The sequence below is a fragment of the Streptomyces anulatus genome (genome assembly GCF_000721175.1).
Lineage (GTDB): Bacteria > Actinomycetota > Actinomycetes > Streptomycetales > Streptomycetaceae > Streptomyces > Streptomyces anulatus_C.
In genome coordinates, this window is record NZ_JOEZ01000007.1 from 42989 (window position 1) to 62729 (window position 19741).

The window sequence follows — 19741 nt, forward strand, 5'->3', positions numbered from 1 at the left end:
TGTCGGTGGCGGGGTGGTCGGTGGGGGAGCTGTGGTGCCGCCCGGTTCAGTCATGGGGGACGTTGGAGCGTTCGCTGTCGTCCCCGCGGCCGATGTCGAAGAGCCGCCCCAGGAAGGGCAGCGCCCACCGGGCGGTCTGGCCGTCGAAGGTCCCGTACTGGTCCAGGTAGGTGGTGTCCTCGGGCCGCAGCGCCGCGAGCACCTCCGGCGGCACCGCGTCCGGGTACAGCTCGGCCGTGAAGTGCAGGGCGTAGTACGCGATGGGGCCGGCCTCGTACTCCTCGACCCGGACCAGGAACGCCCGCCACACCTCCTCGTCGTAACCGGCGGCGACGAGTGCCACGTCCAGGAACTTGCTGATCTGCAGATCGACGCTGTCCTCGATGAACTGCAGGCTCGTCGCTTCCTTGTGCAGATGGGAGCAGAGGTCCAGCAGCCGGTCGGCGGGTTCGGGCACCCAGGTCGGGGCACCGCACAGGACCATGGGCACGGAGCGGTCGAGCAGTTCGCGCGCGGGCGCGCTGACGCCGGACTTCTTCTGGAAGATGTCGTGGCACAGGTCCACGTTGAACTCGGGGACGTCCGGACGGTTCCCGGCCTTACGGTACGGCAGTTGGTTGCTGAGGTTGACGCGCCAGAAGATCTGGGTCTTGCGGCTGAACGGCACGACCTGCTCGCCGTCCTCGGCGAGCTTGCCCTGCACGTAGCCGAGCCGCTCCAGGACCTCGTGCGCCCGCGGCACGTCGTCCCGGTCGACGAGCAGGTCCACGTCGTTGATCCGGCGCAGGGCGGGGTCGCCGTATTCGCCCTCGGCCAGCGAGAAACCCTTGCGCACGGCGTGCCGTACCCCGGCTTCGCCGAGTTCCCGGAACACCCGGCCGAAGTCGTCGGCCAGCGCCTGGTTGCGTACGCGGTTGCCCAGGTAGGAGGTGGTGAACACCCAGCCGTACGGGAAGCCCTTGAGCCCTTCGCGATCACGGTCGAGGCGGTTGGTGAAGACATGGCGCCCGACCAGCGGCAGCAGTTTGTGGCGGGCCGCGGCGTCGAGGAACGCACCCCAGTCGAGGTCGTTCCGGTCGGCGAGCGAGCGCGCCAGGCGCTCGTGGGCGGCGTCGAGCCGGGGCCGGGCGAGGGCGAGCAGCAGCCGGGCGTGGGCGGGCAGGGCGGAGGTGTCGGGCCCGTCGGGCGCCGGTACGTCCGGGTGTGCGGTCTTCTCCGGTGCGGTGGTCATCGCGTCTCCTCCTCGCTGACGGCCGCCCGCAGGGACCGGTGGTCGACCTTTCCGTTGGGAGTGAGCGGCAACGCCTCCCACTCCCGCCAGCGCCGGGGCGCCATGGCCGGCGGGACGGCGGCGCGTACGGCTAGCTGTAGTTCTTCGGAAGCCACGGGCACGCGCAGGCTGTAGTGCGCGACCAGTTGGCTGCGTTCGCCGTCACCGCTGACCGTGACGGCGCACTGGGTGACGGCGGGGTGGCGGCCGAGCACCGCCTCGATCTCGTCGAGTTCCATCCGTACGCCTGCCACCTTGACCTGGCGGTCGCCGCGGCCGAGGTAGTGGACGACGCCCTCGTCGAACCGCGCCAGATCGCCGGTGCGGTACAGCCGTCCGGTGGGCGAGCCGGGGTCGAACGGGTCGCGGAAGAAGGCGCGTGCGGTGTTCTCGGAATCGTTGAGGTAGCCCAGGCCCACCCCCGTGCCGCCGACGAACAGCTCGCCGGGCTCGCCCGGTTCCGCGGACCGCCAGCTCCCGTTCCCCTCGACCAGCAGGTAGAGCGCCGTGTTGATGACGGGCGAGCCCACGGGGAGCCGGATGCGCTCCAGGTCCGCGCGGGTCACCACGTGGTGGGTGACGTCGTCGGAGCACTCGGTCGGCCCGTAGGCGTTGACCAGGGTGGCCCGGGGCAGGGCCGTCATCGCGCGCTCCGCCACCGCGGGGTGCAGCTCCTCGCCGGTGGACATCAGCCACCGCAGGTCCCGCAGGGGCGCCGGGTCGCGCCGGAGGGTCTCGTCGACCAGCCAGCCCACGACCGTCGGGACCAGCTCGACGACCGTGACGCGATGGCCGTCGATGGCCTTGACGAGGCGCCGGGGAAAGCGCATGACGGTGTCGTCCAGGACCACGACGTGTGCGCCGACGAGCAGCGGGCAGAGCATCTGCCAGATCGAGATGTCGAAGACGAGCGGTGCGGTGAAGGCCACCACGTCATCGGGGCCCAGGGACAGGTCCACGACCTTGGCCCACAGGTGGTTGAGCATGCCCCGGTGCTCGACGGTGGCGCCCTTCGGTCGCCCGGTGGTGCCCGAGGTGAAGATCGTGTAGCGCGTCTCGTCGGAGCGGTCCGAGGTGTTCCGGGGCGGCACGTCGGCTGCCGCCGGGCCGGCCGGCAGTGGCACGGCCTTCACCCGGGCGGCCTCGGCGGCGGCGCGGGCGGGTCCGGCCGGCGTTCCGGTGAGGGCGGCGTAGTCGAGGAGGAGCGCGGCGCGGCTGCGCTCCAGCACGTCGCGAACCCGCTCCTGCGGCCAGTCGAGGTCGATCGGCAGGTAGGAGGCGCCGACGCTCTCCAGGGCCAGGAACACGGCCGGCGTCTCGGCGCTGCGAGGACCCACGCAGGCGACGACCTCCCCGGCGCCCACGCCCTCGTCGAGCAGGACGGCGCGGATGGCGGCGACCCGGAGCAGCAGAGCACGGTAGCCGAGGGTCCGTCCGCCTTCGGTCAGCGCCGGACTGTCCGGGGCGCGCTCGGCGTACCAGGCGACGTACTCCAGGACGCCGGTGGCCGTGTCCACCTCCTTGGCGCTGGTCAGGGCCAAGGAGGTGGCCCGCTCCACCGTGCCGGGGACGAGGGGGAGCTCGGCCCAGTCGTGGCGGGCGGTCATCACGCACCGTCCCGGGAGCCGGGGCCGCGGTGGCGTTCGAGGTCGTGGAAGAAGCCGTCGACCACGGTGAGGGCGTTCGTCTCCCGTGCCCGGCCGTGTACGAAGTCGCCGACGGCCAGGTCCAGTACGCCGAGGCCGAACGGGGAGAAGACGACGGTGCGGCCGGTCGGCGGATCGACCTTGCCGGTGAGTACGTCGTACAGCGTGCCGAGAATGAAGTCCCGGTCCCCGGTGCGCTGTTCGGCGAGGTGGACGGAGGTGTCGGCCTTGAGGACGTGCTCGACGTCGTCGACCACGTTGACGCTGTCGAGGATGACGTCGGTGCCCAGGTCGCGCAGCGAGACGTGCAGGACGAGCGGGTGGTGGTCGAACCAGGACGGGTCCTCGGCGTGGGGCGTTGCGGCCGTGGTGGCGAAGACCACGACGTCCGACGAGCGGACCAGGCTCTCCGCGCTGTCGTGGACGCGGACGGCGGCGCCGTCCGCGGTCTCGCGCAGATGCCCGGCGAATCCCTCGGCGTACTCCCGCGACAGGTCGTACACCCCGAACTCCTCTGGCTCCCAGCCCAGTACGGACAGGTAGTCGTGCAGGTAGCGGGCGATCAGGCCGGTGCCGACGAAGCCGACGCGGCGGGGCGCGGGCCTACCGCGGGTGAGCGCGCGGGCGGCGACGGCGGCCGAGGCGGCGGTGCGTACGGCGCTGATGATGGAGCTCTCCAGGCACGCGTACGGATACCCCGTCACCGGGTCGTTGAGGATCAGCACGGCGGACGCGCGCGGGATGCCGCGGTCCAGGTTGGCGGGGAAGCTGGAGATCCACTTGAGGCCGTCGACCGGCCGCTCGCCGCGCACGGAGGCGGGCAGGGCGATGATGCGGGCGGTGGGCCGGTCGGGGAACCGCAGGAAGTAGGAGGGCGGATTCACGGTGCCCGCCTCGCCGTGCAGGAGGTAGGTCCGCTCGACCAGCTCGCAGACCTCCCGCCGCCTGCCGTCCAGCACATGGTGCACGGTGGCACCCGTGACCACAGAGAAGTCCGGTGTCTCGGACGGGTTGTTCACTGGTTCTCCAAGAGGTCCTGCGCGCCCCGGTGGTAGTGGCGCGTCACCCAGGCGTCGTTGTAGATCGTGTCGATGTACCGCTCGCCGAGGTCGGGGGCGATGGCCACCGAGGTCCGGTCCGCGGAGCCGTGCCGCGCCAGCCACTCGGTGGCCGCGCTGATCACGGTGCCGGAGGAGCCGCCGAGGAGGACGCCGCGAGCGGCCAGGCGCCGGCACATGCGGATGGCGTCCCGCTCGTCGCCCCAGACGACCTCGTCCACGAGGGACGGGTCGATCAGCGGCATGGGTGTGCTCGCGCCCAGCCCCGGGATGTGCCGGGGACCGGGCGCCCCCGAGAAGTTCACCGAGCCGACGCTGTCGACGGCCACGATACGTACGCCCGGCCGGTGTTCGCGGAAGTAGCGGGCGCAGCCCATGAGGGTTCCGCCGGTACCCGTGCCGATGAACAGTGTGTCGAGGTCCGGGAACTCCTTGGCGATCAACGACGCCGTGTTCTCGTAGTGCGCGGTCCAGTTCGCCGGGTTCTCGTACTGGTTGAGCCAGACGTACCGGCGGTCCTGCGCGCAGCGCTGGCGCACATGGGACTTGCGCGCGGCGAGGTAGCTGCCGGTGGCGTCCGGTTCGTCGACCACGACGACCTCGGCGCCGTAGGCCTTCATCAGGTCGGTGGCGGCCGGGTTGCACTTGGGGTCGGTCACGCAGACGAACCTGAGCCCCTTCGCCGCCGCGATGACGGCGAGCGCGACCCCGAGGTTGCCGGAGGAGGACTCGATCAGGATGGATTCGGGGCCGATGGTGCCCTCGCGCTGAGCGGTGTTCACCATCCAGGCCGCGGGCCGGACCTTCACCGATCCCGCGAAGTTGAAGCCCTCGCACTTCAGGTAGAGGCGGCAGTCCAGGAGCCGCCGCAGATCGAGGTAGATCTCGCTGTCGAGGAGCTCGTCGGCCCCCGTGATGACTGTCATGCCCCCCCGCTCGCCTTCACCCGTCCGCCGTGTGCTGTCCGAACGAGCGGTGCTCACGCGTCGAGCTTTTGCCAGTCGGCCATCCGCTGGAGGTCGAAGATGTCCCGCACCGAGGCGATCTCCGATTCCAGCGCGGTGGTGTCGCCCGCCTCGTAGATGGCGCGGTAGGCGTCGCGCATGGCGGAGAGCGCGGCGCGCATGCCCTGGTTGGCGTAGATGACGACGGAGACGCCGGCCGCGCGTACCTCGTCGATGTGCCAGTCCGGGTAGGTGGTGGGGACGATGACCACCGGGACGCGGTTGTCCCACCGGTCCAGGAAGGAGACCACCTCGTCCTTGGTGCGCGCCTTGGAGTGGATGAGTACGGCGTCGGCGCCGGCGTCGGCGTAGGCGTTGCAGCGGTTCACCGCCTCCTCGACGCCCGCGCCGGAGATCAGGGCCTCGGTGCGGGCGATGAAGAAGAAGTCCTCGGTGGACTGCACGGCCTTGGCGGTCTGTATCTTGCCGGCGAAGGCGGGGATGTCGAGCAGCGTCTGGTCGCCGTTGGCGAAGCTGTTCATCTTCGGGAAGAGCTTGTCCTCCATGCACACGGCCGTGATGCCGGCGCTCTCGAACTCGTGGACCATGTGGGCCACGTTGTAGTTGCCGCCGTACCCGGTGTCGACGTCGGCGACGACGGGGATGTCGAGGGCCTTCTGGATGTTGGCGGCCGCCTCCAGGTACTCGGTCATGCTCAGGATGCTGGCGTCGGGCAGGCATCGGGAGGCCGACACCTCCAGGCTCGACGACCACACCGCCTGGAATCCGGCCTCCTGGGCCAGGACTCCGCTGAGCGCGTGGTGGGCGCCCGCGAGCCGCACCACGTCGTGTGCGGCGAGTACGGAGCGGAACGAGGGATAGCTGCGCTTGAGCATCTACTGCCTTCCTCAGGCGGAGATTCCCGGATGTCTCGGCCTCGACGGAAACCGGGAGCGCCGGGTGACCCGGCAATCTTTGTCATCGAATTGACTGAGTGTTCCTGCTGCAATGCCGTGGCTCTGGAGGTGAAGCTAGCACGGACCTGAGCATCGAAGTCAACGGCCTTGGCAATTTCTTGCCAAGGCCGTCATGGCAGTGCAGGATCTTTGACATGACCTATCGAGCCCGCGTCGTCGTACTGGACCCCGTTTCCCCCAGCGCCCTTGCGGACCTGGAACAGGACCATGAGGTCGTGGTGCGCCTGCACCCAGGCCATGACGAACTCCTCGGACTGGCCGCCGACGCCGACGCCCTCGTCGTACGCAGCGGTGTGACCATCACCGGCGACGTCATCCGTTCCGGGCGCCGCCTGCGAGCGGTGGCGAGGGCCGGCTCGGGGACCGACAACATCGACCTGGACGCCTGCCGCGAGGCGGGAGTGCAGGTGTTCAACTTCCCAGGCGTCTCCGCACCCGCCGTCGCCGATCTGGCAGTCGGCCTCATGCTCGCCGTGACCCGCAACATCGCCCTCGCCGACCGGCAGGTTCGCGGCGGCCAGTGGAACAAACCCCGGCTTGCCGGGCCGGGCCTCGCGGACCGGGTGCTCGGCGTGGTGGGCCTCGGCCCGATCGGCTCCCGGATCGCCAGGCTCGGCGCGGCGTTCGACATGCGTGTCCTCGCCGCCGTGGACCGCGTCACTCCGGCCCGCGACGAGGAACTGCGCGGCCGCGGGATCAAACGCGTCCCCCTGCCCGACCTTCTCGACGCGGCCGACATGGTCTGCCTCGCCGTACCCCTCACCGACCGGACCAGGAACCTCATCGGCGCCGGGGAACTGGCCCGCATGCACACCGGCTCCTACCTCATCAACGTCTCCCGCGGAGGCGTCGTCGACGAGGACGCCTTGCTGCGCGCGCTGGAGGACGGAGTGATCGCCGGCGCCGCCCTCGACGTGCACGGGCAGGAGTCCGGCACCCCGGCGCTGGCCGCGCTGGACAACGTGGTGCTCACCCCGCACCTCGGCGCCACCACCTCCGACGCCCAGGAACGGGTCGGGCGGCTGCTCGCCGCGGACCTGCGCGCCGTCCTGGCCGACGGCCGGGCGACGAGCAGGGTGTGCTGAACATGGGGCCGAACTCCGCCGGTACCGGGACCGCCGGACCGAAGACGATGAAGGCGGCGGTGCTCACCGGCCGTCGCACCATCGCCCACCAGGACACCGCCACCCCCGGCCACGGCCCCGGAGAGCTGCTCGTCCGGGTCGACGCCACCGGGATCTGCGGGTCCGACCTCGCCGCCTACCGAGGCACCCACCCCTACAAGACGGCACCCGCAGTCCTCGGCCACGAGTTCTCCGGGACCGTGGTGGCCGTCGGCGAGGAGGTAACCGGCTTCGCCGCAGGGGACAGGGTGTGCTCGGCGGCCTTCTCGCACTGTGACGCCTGCGCCGAGTGCCTGAGCGGCGCACCCCACCTGTGCACCCGGAAACTGAATCTCAGCCACCTCGACTGGACCGGCTCCTTCGCCGAACTCGTCGCCCTGCGGCCCAACATGGCCCATCGCCTGCCCCCCGGCCTGCACCCCGTGGCCGGCGCCCTCGTCGAACCGCTCTCCATCGGCCTGCACGCGGTCCGGCTCGTCGGCGAGGGCGCCGGCCGCGGCGTCCTCGTCCTCGGCTCCGGCACGATCGGCCTCAGCTGCCTGATCGCCGCCCGGCAGCTCGGCCACGCCGCGGTGGTCTGCGTGGACATCGGGCCCGAGAAGGGCGGACTGGCACGCGGGCTCGGCGCCGACGCCTACGTCGACGCCCACGAGGGCGACCCGGTGCCCGCGGCGCTGGAGGTCCTGGGCGGTCCGGCGGACGTGGTGGTGATCGCCGCCGGCTACCCCGGGGTCACCGACCAGGCGCTGCGCGCGGTGCGGCCCGGCGGCGACATCGTGATCGTCAGCTACTTCGAGGACCGGCACCCGGTCGACCTCAACGCGCTCGTCGGACGTGAAGTGACCGTGCACGGATCGGCGCTGTCCACCCCCCGCGACTTCACCGAGGTGATCGACCGGCTCGCTGCCGGGACCCTCGACGTTCTGCCCATGGTCACCCACAACTTTGCGCTCGCCGAAGCCGGTTCGGCACTGGGCCTGATGGACCGGGCCGACGTCCCCACCGGCAAGATCATGCTGCATGTGACCACCGACCAGCACGAGTTCACGAACGGATGGAGCCAATGAACGACGGCATACGGGCAGCGGTCATCGGAGGAACCGGCTACACGGGCGGTGAAGTGTGCCGCCTGTTGCTGGGGCACCCGGGGGTCGCCGAGATCCTGCCGACCTCCCGCCACGAGGACTCCTTCGAGCGGACCCACCCGAACCTCCTCGGCTCCGGGCTGCGGTTCCACGACGCCGACGAGGTCACCGCGGCCGCCGGCGAACTGGACGTCGTCTTCCTGTGCACACCGTCCGGCGAGGCCATGCGGCGGGCGCCCGGACTGATCGGGGCCGGGGTCCGCGTCATCGACCTCAGCGCCGACTTCCGGTTCGCCGACCCGCAGGCGTACCGGGCGGCGTACGGCACCGAGCACACCGCCCCCGAGCTGCTGCCGGAAGCGGTGTACGGCGTCACCGAGTTCCACCGGGACCTGCTGCCCGACGCCCGCCTGGTGGCGAACCCGGGCTGCTACGTCATCACGGCGCTGCTCGGTCTCGAACCGCTGCTGTCCGCGGGCCTCGCCGATCCCGGCGCCCTGCTGCACATCGCGGCGGTCAACGGGACGACCGGCGCCGGGGTCAAGCCCCGCACCGAGATCCTGCACGCCGAGGTGTTCGGATCGATGCTGCCGTACAGCCTCCAGGGCCACCGGCACGCGCCCGAGCTGGAGGACCGGCTGTCCGGTCCGGCCGGCGGGCCGGTCACCGTCGACCTCAGCACCGCGCACGGCCCCTTCGCCCGCGGCATCCACATCCAGGCGAGCGTCCGCGTCCGCGAGGACCTGCGCGAGGAGCTCTCGCGCGATCTGCTCCTCGCCCGCTACACCGAGCGCTACGGTGCCGGAGCTGAGGGCGAGTTCTTCGTCCGCGTCAACGCCGAACCTCAGCTCGGCGGCCTCACCGGCAAGGACTACCGCAGGTACCCGGGCGTCGCCGGGGTGGTCGGGTCCAACTTCTGCCACATCGGCGTGGACTACGACGCCCGCCGCGGAATCGCCAAGGTCGTTTCCGTCAGCGACAACCTGGTCAAGGGCGCGGCGGGTTCAGCCATACAGAACATGAACGTGATGTTCGGGCACGACGAGACGACCGGGCTGCGCACCTATGGCCTCTGACAGCGGGTGGGCCGACCCGCTCGACGGCGTACCGCTCCTGAGCACACAGGACTTCACCCCGGGCGAACGCTGGATATTCTCGGCCGGGTTCAACGTGGACGCGGCCCTCACCAGCACCGGCCGGATCGACAGCGAACTGGCCGACCTGCGACGGCTCTCCGACGCCGGCGTGCGTGTGGCGGTGTTGTCCCACCAGGGCAGCCACCACGACGGGAGCGCGACCCCCCTGGACCACGTCGCCGGTCACCTCTCGCGGCGGTTGGGCCGCCAGGTGCGCTACGTCCCCGAGAACGCCACGGACGCGGCGGTACGGGCCGCCGAGGCGCTGGCGCCCGGTGAGATCGCAGTGTTCGGCAACACCCGCCACCACGCGGGGGAGGAACGGGGTGACCCCGAACTGGCCCGGCGGTTCGCACTGCTGGGCGACGCTGTCGCCGTGGGCGGCTTCTCCAAGGCCCACCGCGCCCACGCCTCCAACACCGGTGTGCTGCGCCTGCTGCCGGGCCACGCTGCACAGAGCCTGGAACAGGAGATCCGGTTCCTCGCTTCCTGGGCGAGTCCCCCGCGGGGGACGTTCCGCGCGGCCTCGCTCGGCGGGCGCAAACCCGAGAAGACCCTGGTGGGCCTGGTCCACGCGATGCGCACCTGCGACCTGGTGGTGCCGGGTGGAGTGGTGCTCAACACCGTGCTGCGCGCCCGGGGCCACGACCTCGGCGCCTCCGATCAGGGCAGTCGGCCCGATGCCTGCCTGGAGGCCGTACGCGGTGTCCTGGACGCACCGGCCAGGGCCCGCCTGCACCTGCCCAGGACGGTGTGGGTGGCACCGGTGGACGGGAGGCGGATCGTGGGTGAGGCCCGGCCCGTCGCCGTCGTCCGCGGAGTGCCGACCGGACACGCCGTCGTGGACTTCGACCTGGAGCCGTGGGCGGCCGAGGCACTGGCCGGCGCCGGCTCCGCCGTGCTGGCCGGGACCCCCTCCCGGTACCTCGACGGGCAGACCCGGTCCGCGGAAGCCATCCTGTCCGCCCTGTCGCGGACCTCCGGGGCAGCGCTGCTGCTCGGTGGCGACACGGTGGCCGAACTGCCCTGGGCGGGACCGGTGTCGACGGGCGGAGGCTCGGCGCTGCAACTGCTCGCCACCGGCACCTGCGCGGTGCTCGACGCGCTGCGCGACAACCCCCGCCGCACCGGGGCCCGTACTGAGCCGCCCCGCGGTGTCAAGGATGGAGTGAGCACATGAAGCTGGAACTCGGAGTTCCCACCCACGTGGAGTTCGGCCGCGGTGAGCTGGACCGGGCCGGGACCCACGCGAGGGAGCTGGGCACGCACGCGCTCCTGGTCACCGGGCGGAACGCGGCACGCTCCCACGGTTATCTGGACCGCGTCGTGACGTCCCTGGAATCCGCCGGGGTGCGCGCCACGGTCTTCGACCAGCTGTCGGCCAACCCGCGGTCCGACGAGGTGGACGAGGCGACCGCACTGGCCCGCGCGAAGGGCTGCGACCACGTCGTCGGCCTCGGCGGCGGCAGCGCCCTGGACGCGGCCAAGGGGGTGAGCGTCACCGCGCCCGCCGGCGGCAGCGTGCGGGAGCTCATCGGCGAGACACTCGGCCCGCAGGCGCCCAGGCTGCCACTGCTCGCCGTGCCCACGACGGCGGGCAGCGGATCCGAGGTCACCAAGGGGGCGATCATCACCGACACGGTGCGCCACTTCCGCTCCGGCATCCGCGGTGACGCCGTCTTCCCGCGCACGGCGATCGTCGACCCCGACCTCATCGCGTCGCTGCCGCGCCCGATCATGGCGGAGACGGTCTTCGACTCGTTCGCCCACGCCGTCGAGGGCTGCGTCGCGGCCCGCGCGGACGAGGCGAGCCGGGCCCGCGCGCACCAGGCCATCGAGCTGATCGCCGCGCATCTACCGAAGATGCTGAGAGGAGAGGACTCTCCCGAGGCCCGTGAGGCGCTGTGCCGGGCGTCCCTGCTCGGGGGCGTGAACGTCGCCAACGTCAGCACCTGCCTGCCCCACCGGCTCCAGCAGGCCATGGGCTCGCTGCCCGGGATCGACCTCTCCCACGGCCGGGGCCTGGCGGTGCTGTACCCGAGCTGGCTGCGGTACACCGCACCCCTGGTGCCGGAGGAGTTCGCCGCGGTCGCCGAACTGATGGGCGGCGACACCGTCCACGACGCGGTGGGCGGGCTTCTGGCCTCGGCGGGCCTGGCGGCCCGCCTGCGCGACTGCGGGGTGGCCCGGGGCGACCTCGACCGGCTGGTCGACGGCGTGACGGGCAATCTCGGCAACGACCCGGCGGGCCAGGTGGACCGCGACTATCTGTTCACCCTGTACGCCGAGTCGTTCTGACGGGCACACCCGCCCGCGGACACGCCCTCAGCGGGCGCTCGGCGAGGTGCCGTCCTGGAGGGCCACCGCGTCCGGCGGGCCCCAGTCGGCAGGCGCCCGCCAGTCACGCCACTGCTCCCACCAGCACGCGCCACGCTCGACGAGGTCCACCACGGAGGCGGCCGCCGCCCGCACGGCGTCCGCCTCCTCGGCGTCGAAGCCACCCGTGCGCACTCGCTCTTCGAAGTGCTCGACGTCCTTCCACCGGTACGCGGAGCCGTCGCCGGGGATGACCAGGTCCAACTCGTGGTCCAGGGTGTCGAATCCGAGCTTCGTGCGGACCAGGGGCGCCTGGAAGTTGACGTACCACTCCGACAGGGTCCCGTCGTCCGCCCAGCGGCCCCACACCGAGTAACCGTCCCCCGGGCGTTGCAGTTGCAGGACGCCACTGGACTGCCACACGTGCTCGAACTCGATCCAGGGGTGCAGACCCCAACGGAAGTCGCCGCGCCCGAAGGTGAGCGGAGTGCCCTGCGCCAGGTGGACGGCGAGCACCTGCTCGTCGTCGCCCGCGACCCGCGTCGGATACACCAGCCAGGGGCGGCCGTCCAGGATCTCGCGCCGGACGATGACCTCACCCCTACAGAACCGTGACCTCATGACGGCTCACCCTAATGGGTCGCGCGACAGCCCGGCAGGCCGGTCGTCCGGGGCCTCCGCGACCGCTCCTGATCCACGTACGGCCGGGGCCCCTGCTGCCCGGGGCCCCGGCCGTACACGGGGCGTGCGGCGTCACTCGGTGCGCAGTCCGTCCGGGCGCATCATGCGCCACAGCGGGGGCAGCGACAGCAGGGTCACCAGCACGATCAGCGCGCCCCCGACCCCCGCCATCGGCCAGAACAGCCACCAGTCGGCCACCTGTTTCCCGATCAGCCAGGTGAGCGTCGCGCCCAGCCCCAGGCCGCCCGCGACCGCCACCGCCAGACCGAGCACCACCGGCACGGCGGTCTGCCACAGCACCGACCAGCTGAGGGTGGAGCGCCGGGTGCCGAAGGCGACCAGCACGGACAGCAGCCGCCTGCGCTCACGCAACTGCTCCAGCTGGGAGACCAGCATCGACGCGGCGATCAGCAGCAGTACCGCGGTTGCCCCCACCCGGAGGCCGGTCTGGATGCTGGCGTACTGGCGGTCGCGTTCCACCGAGTCGAGCGTGACGAAGCGCATGCCGGGGTCGATCCTGGCCGCCGTGTTGCGTACGTACTCGGCGACGTCCGGCACGCTTCGGTCGACCCGGATGCGGGTGGTGATCGTCGCCCCGGGCAGCTTGCCCGCGTCGACCGCGCCGGTGGTGGCCATGATCCCGTAGTGGGGGTCGCCCATCGGGTCGACGCGGCCCGTCACGGTCCGGGAACCGGCGGGCAGCGTCCACCGCATCGGCTTCTCCCCGGTGCCGACCTCGAGCACCTCGCCCTTGCGGGCGGTCTCGTCGACCCAGGCGGTCATGTCCTTGTCGCCCTGCGGGTGGACGACGAAGGTGTCGCCGTCCTCGCAGGCGCCGATCCGGGCCAGCTCGCGCAGGGTCTCGCAGGTGCCGACGGTCAGTGAGGTGGTGGGCTGCACGTCTTCCTCGGCGTAGTCGCCCGGCTTGGAGGCGTAGGCCTCCACCGATCCGATGACCACCTCCACGCCCTTGGTGGCGCGGAACTGCTCGATGGCCGCGGTGGCGCCCTCGCGCGTGACGCTCTCGGAGTAGCCGGCGAACTGGGCCCGCGTGGGGTCGTGGCCCGTCATCCGGTTGAAGTCGGCGTTCATCGAGGCGAACAGCATCTGCAGGGCGATCGCTCCCGCCACCGCCACCGTGACCCCGCTGACCGCGCGGGACGCGGCCCCACTGCTCAACTGGAGCCTGCGGGTGGCGAGCTGCCAGGGCACCGGGCCGCCGCGCAGCCGGTTCACGCAGGCCTCGACCAGCCAGGGCAGCAGCAGGGCGAGCCCGAACAGGACCAGCACGGCACCGGCGGTGATCGGAAACGGGTTCACCGGTGCGTACTCCTCGACCCGGCCCCAGAGTCCGAGCACCGCGAGACCCGCCAGCGGTACCGGCAGCCGCCACCACAGGCGGCGTCCCCGCTCGCGGCCCCGGCGTACGACACCGAGCGGCTCGATCACCACCGACCGCATCGCCACCAGGGTGACGAGGACGGCGGTCAGCGGCACGGCCACCCCGATCAGCACCGCCAGCCGGAGGTCGGGCACCAGGTCGGCCGGGAACGCGCTGACGTCCCAGATCTCCACCGCGCCGACGAACTGCCGGCCCACCAGGAAGAGCGCCAGGCCGATCAGCAGCCCGAGCAGCGCGCCGAACAGCGCCTCCCCGGCGGCGATCCGCCGGGTCGTCCGGATGTCCGCGCCGACCAGCCGCAGCGCGGCGAGCCGCCGGTCGCGCCGGTCGCCGCCGAAGCGCACGGCCGTGGCGATGAAGATCGCGACCGGTGCCAGCAGCACGACGCAGACCATGATGACGAGCACGATCAGCAGCGGCGGAAGGGGATCGCCCTGGCGGTCGCCGCCGTACCCGGCGATCCGGTGGCCTCCGGCGGCCGTCGTCAGGGTGTCGCTGCCCGCGTAGTAGAGGAGCTCGCCGGGGGAGCGCAGTCCGGCGTCCCCGATCGTGCCGGTGATCGCGTACGGCAGCCGCTCGCGCAGCAGTTCGTTGCCCGGCTCGGCGAGCAGCTCCCGCAGGGCGGGGGAGACCACCATCTCGTCCGCCCCGGGGAAGCGGGCGACTCCCGGCGGGAGGACGGGAGTCGAGCCGTCCGGGCGCATCAGATATCCCGCGACGGTCCGGTCGCGGTACTCGGTGGTCGTGTTGATCCGCAGCACCGAGCTGTCCGACTTCGTGGAGTTCGCGTCGGGCGAGTCGGAGATCGGGGTCTCGCCGCGGGCCTGCTCGCGCGCGTTCCGTTCGTCGAGCAGGTGCGGTACCGAGGAGGCGAGCAGCAGCACGGCGACGCCGAGGCCGACGCCGACGGCGGTCAGCAGCGTACGGATCCAGCCCTCGCGGCCCCCGGCGGCGGCGAACCGGATGCCGAGGCCGAGGTCGCGGAGGGTCACCGCGCCGCGCGAGGGCGGCACCGGGCGGGGTGCTTCCGCCACCGGGGCCCGGCTCTTGTCGAGCAGTGTCATACGGCGTGCTCCAGATCGCGGGCCCGGCCGTCGCGCACGGTGACGTCACGGTCGGAATAGGCGGCGACCCGGGCCTCATGGGTCACCAGGACCACGGCGACGTTGGCGGAGCGTGCGGCCTCGGTGAGCAGCTCCATCACCCGCTCGCCGTTGAGGGAGTCCAGCGCGCCGGTCGGTTCGTCCGCGAAGATCACCTTCGGTGACGCCGCCAGCGCGCGGGCCACGGCGACCCGCTGACCCTGTCCGCCGGAGACCTCGCCGGGGCGCTTGGCCCCGAGGCCGTCGACCTCCAGGCGCTCCATCCACTCCAGGGCGGTGCGCTCGGCGGCCTTGCGCTTGACGCCGTTCAGCCGCAGCGGCAGGGCGACGTTCTCCACGCAGGTCAGCTCCGGGACGAGCTGGCCGAACTGGAAGACGAAGCCGAAGTCGCTGCGCCGCAGGGCGCTGCGCTCGGCGTCGGACATCGCGGACAGCTCGCGGCCCGCGTAGGTGATGGTGCCGGAGTCGGGCGTGATGATCCCGGCCAGGCAGTGCAGCAGGGTCGACTTGCCGGAGCCGGACGGGCCCATCACGGCGACGACCTCGCCCGGGTGCACGGAGAACGACGCGCCGTCCAGGGCGGGCGTCGCGCCGTAGGTCTTGCGCAGATCGTGCGCGGCAAGCAGGGAGCCTTCGGGAATCACGGAGCCACCACCTTGGCGAGCTGGTCGAGTCGGGCAGCGGTCAGTTCCAGCCAGCGCAGATCGGCTTCCAGATGGAACAGGGCGTGGTCGCAGATCAACTGGTCGGCGAGGTCGCCCTTGCGCTTGCGGTCGGTCAGGATGCGCATCATCCGCAGATGCGCCGAGCGCTGGGAGTCCAGCAGCTCGGCCGCGCTGCGACCGGTCAGGAGCGCGAGGACGACCTTGGTGTAGAGCGTCGACTGGAGGTAGGGCTCCGGCTTCTCGGGCTGCGCCAGCCACTGGGAGACATCGGTGATCCCGGCGTCGGTGATGGCATACCGCTTACGCTCGGGGCCTCCTTCGCTCTCGACGCCGTCGACCTCGACGAGTCCGTTCTTCAGGAGCCGGGACATCGTCGAATAGACCTGGCCGTAGTGCAGCGGGCGGTCCTGGCCGAACTTCTCGTCGAAGGTCCGCTTCAGGTCGTAGCCGTGTCGGGGGCCGGACTCCAGGAGCCCGAGGAGGGTGTGACCGATAGACATGAGCAGCACTCTACACGGTGTGTATACCTGCTGTGTATACCTGCTGTGTGTACGCGTCCGGAAAGCGACCCCGGCCCATGGGACGGGCCGGGGCCGGGGTGCTACGGGTTGTCCAGGGCGTCGGGTCCGGGCGGGGGCTCCGGCTCCTTCGGCGGTTGTTTCGGGGGCCGGCCCCGGCGGGCGATCGGCCGTGCCGCCCCCGGCAGCCGGCCCGCCTCCGCGAGCGCCCGCCGCAGCAGGAACTCGATCTGCGCGTTGGCGCTGCGCAGTTCGTCGGAGGCCCAGCGGGCGAGCGCGTCGTGCACCGCGGGGTCCAGCCGCAGCAGCATCTGCTTGCGCTGCTGCGGCCGGGACGCCGGTGTCCGCCGGGGAGGCGTCGGTTCGCTCACTGGTAGAGGGAGCCCGTGTTGAGGACCGGCTGGGCCGCGCGGTCGCCGCACAGCACCACCATCAGATTGCTGACCATGGCGGCCTTCCGCTCGGAGTCCAGCTCCACGATGTCCTGCTCGGCGATCCGGTGCAGGGCCATCTCGACCATGCCCACCGCGCCCTCGACGATCTGCTGGCGGGCGGCGACGACCGCGCCGGCCTGCTGGCGCTGGAGCATGGCGGAGGCGATCTCGGGGGCGTACGCGAGGTGGCTGAAGCGCGACTCGATGATCAGGACGCCCGCGGCCCTCACCCGGGCCGTCAGCTCGACGGCGAGCTTCTCGGTGATCTCCTCCGCGTTGCCGCGCAGCGAGAGGCCGTCCTCCTCGTGGGCGTCGTACGGGTACTCGATGGCGATGTGCCGCACGGCCGCCTCGGTCTGGGTGGCGACGAACTCCAGGAAGTCGTCGACCTCGAAGAGCGCCTGGGCGGTGTCCTCGACCTTCCACACGACGATCGCGGCCAGCTCGATCGGGTTGCCGTAGGCGTCGTTGACCTTGAGGACGGCGGTCTCGTGGTTGCGGACGCGGGTGGAGATCTTCCGGCTGGAGGTCAGCGGGTTGATCCAGCGCAGTCCGTCGGAGCGGATGGTGCCGACGTACCGGCCGAAGAGCTGGATCACCCGGGCCTCGCCCGGGGCGACCATCTTCACACCGCTCATGCAGAAGAACGAGGTGATCACGAGGAGCACCCCGAAGACGAGGAGCGGGACGCCGACCGCGTTGTTGCCACCCGCCCCGATCACCCCGCCGACGATGGCGAGGCCGACCCCCGCGAACACCCCGAGCACCGTCAGGAGCAGGCCGACGCCACCCGGTATGGAGTGCGCGGTGACCTCCCTGACCTGCGGTGCGGGCATGTCGGGCGCATCGATGGAGAGATCCGCCTCCGGAGCGTCCGGGCGGCGGTCGTGGTGCTGTGCGGTCATGGGATCCCCCGTTCGGAGCGGCTTTCACCGCGCTAGCAATGTGATTACACATTATCGATTCTCGCAACCTTGTCCACCCCTGGGGAGTCGGTTCCTAGGGAGCGGGTGCTGATTCTCACGTCCGTAAAAGGCCGGATCGCTTGTCTTTTGTCCCTGTCGTCGGTGTTAGCTGGCAGGTCTGAGCGAACTGAGGAAACCGAGCGAACCGGTCGAGCAGAGAAGCGGGAGCAACACACCAATGGGTCGAGCGGATGCGCGACGAGCCCAGGCGCAGGATTCGCGCCGGGCCGCGAAGAGCGGCGGCATACGCGGACTCTTCACGTGGAAGAAGCTGCTGGGCACGTTCTTCGGGATCGTCCTGCTGGGCATGGGCGCCTTCGGCGCGCTCTACCTGTACGTCGACGTCCCCGCCGCCAACGCCATGGCGGAGCGGCAGAGCAACGTCTACAAGTACAGCGACGGCACCGTCCTCGCCCGGACCGGCAAGGGCGTCAACCGCCAGATCGTCGACCTGGACGAGGTGCCGAAGAACGTCCAGCACGCCTTCGTCGCCGCCGAGAACAAGACCTTCTACAAGGACCAGGGCGTCGACCTGAAGGGCACCACCCGCGGTCTCCTCAACACGCTCAGCGGCAAGGGCAAGCAGGGTGGCTCGACCATCACCCAGCAGTACGTGAAGAACTTCTACCTGACGCAGGACCCCACCGTGAGCCGCAAGCTCAAGGAGCTGGTGATCTCGCTCAAGGTCGACCAGAAGAAGTCCAAGGACGAGATCCTCGCCGGGTACATCAACACCGCCTACTACGGACGCGGCGCCAGCGGCATCCAGGCCGCCGCCCAGGCCTACTACGGCGTCGACGCCAAGGACCTGGACGTCGCCCAGGGCGCCTACCTCGCCTCCCTCCTCCAGGCGCCCAGCCAGTACGACTGGAACTCCGCCACCGACACCGGAAAGCGCCTGGTCAAGGAGCGCTGGGCCTACACCCTGCGCAACATGGTCGAGATGGACTGGCTCACCGAGTCCGAGAGGGCGAAGCTGAAGTTCGCCTACCCGCAGAAGCCCAAGCCCGCCGCGGGCATGGAGGGCCAGGCGGGCTATCTCGTCGAGGCCGCCAACAAGGAGCTGGACAAGCAGGGCGTCACCGGGGAGGACCGCGAGGCAGGCGGATGGACCTTCACCCTCACCGTCGACAAGAAGCGCCAGCAGGCGCTGGAGAAGTCGGTGGACGACCAGCTGGAGTCCAAGCTCGACCGCGAGGGCAACAAGATCGACGCCACCGTCCAGGCCGGCGCCACCTCCGTCGACCCGAAGACCGGCGAGGTCGTCGCCCTGTACGGCGGCGAGGACTACATCAAGCACTACATCAGCAACGCCACCCGCCAGGACTACCAGCCCGCCTCGACCTTCAAGCCGCTGGTGCTCGCTTCCGCCCTGGAGAACGAGTCGAAGACGCAGGACGGCAGCCTGATCGGGCTCAACACCATCTACGACGGCACCAGCAAGCGGCCCGTCGTCGGCAGCGACACCCCGTTCGCCCCGCAGAACCAGGACGACCGCAGTTACGGTCCGGTCTCCGTCCAGAAGGCCTTGAACAGCTCGGTCAACTCCGTCTTCGCGCAGATGATCGTCGACGTGACGCCCGCCGCCGTGAAGGAGACCGCGCTCGCCCTCGGCGTACCGGACAAGAACTTCCCCGAGCGCCCCGCCGTCACCCTCGGCACCATGAACGCCTCGACCTGGGACATGGCCGGCGTGTACGCCACGCTCGACAACCACGGCCGGAAGGTCACCCCGCACATCCTCCGGTCCGCCGAGCACCGCGACCGCACGGTGAACGCCGAGAAGCCCAAGCGGGAGCAGGTCATCAGCCGCGCATCGGCCGACACCGTGACCAAGGGGCTCACCGGGGTCGTCGACGCTGGTTCCGGGGGCGCGGCCAACAGCCCCGCCTACGACGCGGCGGCCAAGACCGGCACCTCCGAGGACAACAAGTCGGCCTGGTTCGCCGGGTACACCCCGGAACTGGCCACGGTCGTGGCCCTCTTCGGCGAGGGCGACGGCGGCCGCAAGCAGGTCTCCCTGACCGGCACGGCCAACTCCGGCCGCGCCAGCGGCAGCGGCTTCCCGGCCAGGATCTGGGCCGACTACACCCTCGGCGCCCTCGGCGGCGGGTCCGACAAGACGTTCGACCTCCAGGACGTGGAGCGCGGCGAGGTGCCCGCCCCGCCGACGCCGTCCGACACCCCCTCCGAGGACCCCACCCCGTCCGAGGACCCGACCCCGTCGGACACGCCCTCCGAGACGGCGAGCGAGACGCCCAGCGAGACCCCGACCACGCCGGCCCCGCCCACCAGCAGCAGCCCGCCCGTCACCCAGCCCCCCACGAGCCCGGAGATACCGCCGCAGCCCGGGGAGGGCGACGGCCAGCCGGGCGAGCGGCCCGGCGGCGACGGACTGCTCGGACAGTGAGAGCCTG

The 19741-nt window shown here is 71.4% G+C and carries 17 protein-coding genes; 6 read left to right on the forward strand and 11 right to left on the reverse strand.

The window, feature by feature from the left end; translation table 11 throughout:
* Positions 1-46 precede the first annotated feature (46 nt).
* The 5 genes from IG90_RS0108690 to IG90_RS0108710 are packed head-to-tail and all read right to left on the reverse strand — an operon-like array spanning position 47 to position 5814.
* Complete coding sequence (locus IG90_RS0108690) at positions 47-1231, reverse strand: nucleotidyltransferase family protein (protein ID WP_051860077.1); 1185 nt, start codon at positions 1229-1231, stop codon at positions 47-49.
* Positions 1228-2877: an amino acid adenylation domain-containing protein gene (locus IG90_RS0108695; protein ID WP_030580042.1), complete on the reverse strand. Its 1650-nt coding sequence runs from the start codon at positions 2875-2877 to the stop codon at positions 1228-1230. The genes IG90_RS0108690 and IG90_RS0108695 overlap by 4 nt, the downstream gene beginning before the upstream one ends.
* Complete coding sequence (gene sbnB / locus IG90_RS0108700) at positions 2877-3935, reverse strand: 2,3-diaminopropionate biosynthesis protein SbnB (protein ID WP_030580045.1); 1059 nt, start codon at positions 3933-3935, stop codon at positions 2877-2879. Before sbnB ends, IG90_RS0108695 begins: the two co-directional genes overlap by 1 nt.
* Entirely contained in the window at positions 3932-4900 is a 969-nt protein-coding gene (sbnA, locus tag IG90_RS0108705; protein WP_033893909.1) for a 2,3-diaminopropionate biosynthesis protein SbnA, read from the reverse strand. Before sbnA ends, sbnB begins: the two co-directional genes overlap by 4 nt.
* 53 nt (positions 4901-4953) lie before the next feature.
* Positions 4954-5814: an isocitrate lyase/phosphoenolpyruvate mutase family protein gene (locus IG90_RS0108710; RefSeq protein ID WP_030580051.1), complete on the reverse strand. Its 861-nt coding sequence runs from the start codon at positions 5812-5814 to the stop codon at positions 4954-4956.
* 215 nt (positions 5815-6029) lie between these two features.
* On the opposite strand from IG90_RS0108710, the gene IG90_RS0108715 reads away from it, so the two are divergent.
* The 5 genes from IG90_RS0108715 to IG90_RS0108735 are packed head-to-tail and all read left to right on the forward strand — an operon-like array spanning position 6030 to position 11538.
* The gene (locus tag IG90_RS0108715; protein WP_030580053.1) at positions 6030-6980 is read left to right on the forward strand and encodes a hydroxyacid dehydrogenase; all 951 of its coding nucleotides are present in this window, start codon (positions 6030-6032) and stop codon (positions 6978-6980) included.
* Between the two features lie 2 nt (positions 6981-6982).
* The gene (locus IG90_RS0108720; RefSeq protein ID WP_051860091.1) at positions 6983-8086 is read left to right on the forward strand and encodes a zinc-dependent alcohol dehydrogenase; all 1104 of its coding nucleotides are present in this window, start codon (positions 6983-6985) and stop codon (positions 8084-8086) included.
* Positions 8083-9180, forward strand: coding sequence for an N-acetyl-gamma-glutamyl-phosphate reductase (gene argC / locus IG90_RS0108725; RefSeq protein WP_030580060.1), 1098 nt, complete (start codon positions 8083-8085; stop codon positions 9178-9180). Before IG90_RS0108720 ends, argC begins: the two co-directional genes overlap by 4 nt.
* A complete protein-coding gene (pgk, locus tag IG90_RS0108730) occupies positions 9170-10420 on the forward strand; it encodes a phosphoglycerate kinase (protein WP_030580063.1) in 1251 nt (416 codons plus the stop codon). Before argC ends, pgk begins: the two co-directional genes overlap by 11 nt.
* Complete coding sequence (locus IG90_RS0108735; protein ID WP_030580065.1) at positions 10417-11538, forward strand: iron-containing alcohol dehydrogenase; 1122 nt, start codon at positions 10417-10419, stop codon at positions 11536-11538. The genes pgk and IG90_RS0108735 overlap by 4 nt, the downstream gene beginning before the upstream one ends.
* Before the next feature lie 27 nt (positions 11539-11565).
* Here the strand turns inward: IG90_RS0108735 and IG90_RS0108740 are convergent, their stop codons facing one another.
* The 6 genes from IG90_RS0108740 to IG90_RS0108765 all read right to left on the reverse strand — a co-directional run bounded on the left by IG90_RS0108740 (position 11566) and on the right by IG90_RS0108765 (position 17264).
* Entirely contained in the window at positions 11566-12177 is a 612-nt protein-coding gene (locus IG90_RS0108740; RefSeq protein ID WP_030580068.1) for a ribonuclease FAU-1 family protein, read from the reverse strand.
* A 132-nt stretch (positions 12178-12309) separates the two neighbouring features.
* Positions 12310-14703 carry an FtsX-like permease family protein gene (locus tag IG90_RS0108745; RefSeq protein WP_030580071.1) on the reverse strand — a complete coding sequence of 798 codons (2394 nt, stop codon included), beginning with the start codon at positions 14701-14703 and terminating at the stop codon, positions 12310-12312.
* Positions 14700-15386: an ABC transporter ATP-binding protein gene (locus IG90_RS0108750; protein WP_030580074.1), complete on the reverse strand. Its 687-nt coding sequence runs from the start codon at positions 15384-15386 to the stop codon at positions 14700-14702. Before IG90_RS0108750 ends, IG90_RS0108745 begins: the two co-directional genes overlap by 4 nt.
* Positions 15383-15907 carry a PadR family transcriptional regulator gene (locus IG90_RS0108755; protein WP_030580076.1) on the reverse strand — a complete coding sequence of 175 codons (525 nt, stop codon included), beginning with the start codon at positions 15905-15907 and terminating at the stop codon, positions 15383-15385. The genes IG90_RS0108750 and IG90_RS0108755 overlap by 4 nt, the downstream gene beginning before the upstream one ends.
* A 101-nt stretch (positions 15908-16008) precedes the next feature.
* Entirely contained in the window at positions 16009-16296 is a 288-nt protein-coding gene (locus IG90_RS0108760) for a type II toxin-antitoxin system antitoxin (protein WP_030580079.1), read from the reverse strand.
* Positions 16293-17264, reverse strand: a complete 972-nt coding sequence (locus tag IG90_RS0108765) for an SPFH domain-containing protein (protein WP_030580082.1) — start codon at positions 17262-17264, stop codon at positions 16293-16295. The genes IG90_RS0108760 and IG90_RS0108765 overlap by 4 nt, the downstream gene beginning before the upstream one ends.
* Before the next feature lie 238 nt (positions 17265-17502).
* Between IG90_RS0108765 and IG90_RS0108770 the strand changes: the two genes are divergently transcribed.
* Positions 17503-19734: a transglycosylase domain-containing protein gene (locus IG90_RS0108770; RefSeq protein ID WP_030580085.1), complete on the forward strand. Its 2232-nt coding sequence runs from the start codon at positions 17503-17505 to the stop codon at positions 19732-19734.
* Positions 19735-19741 lie beyond the last annotated feature (7 nt).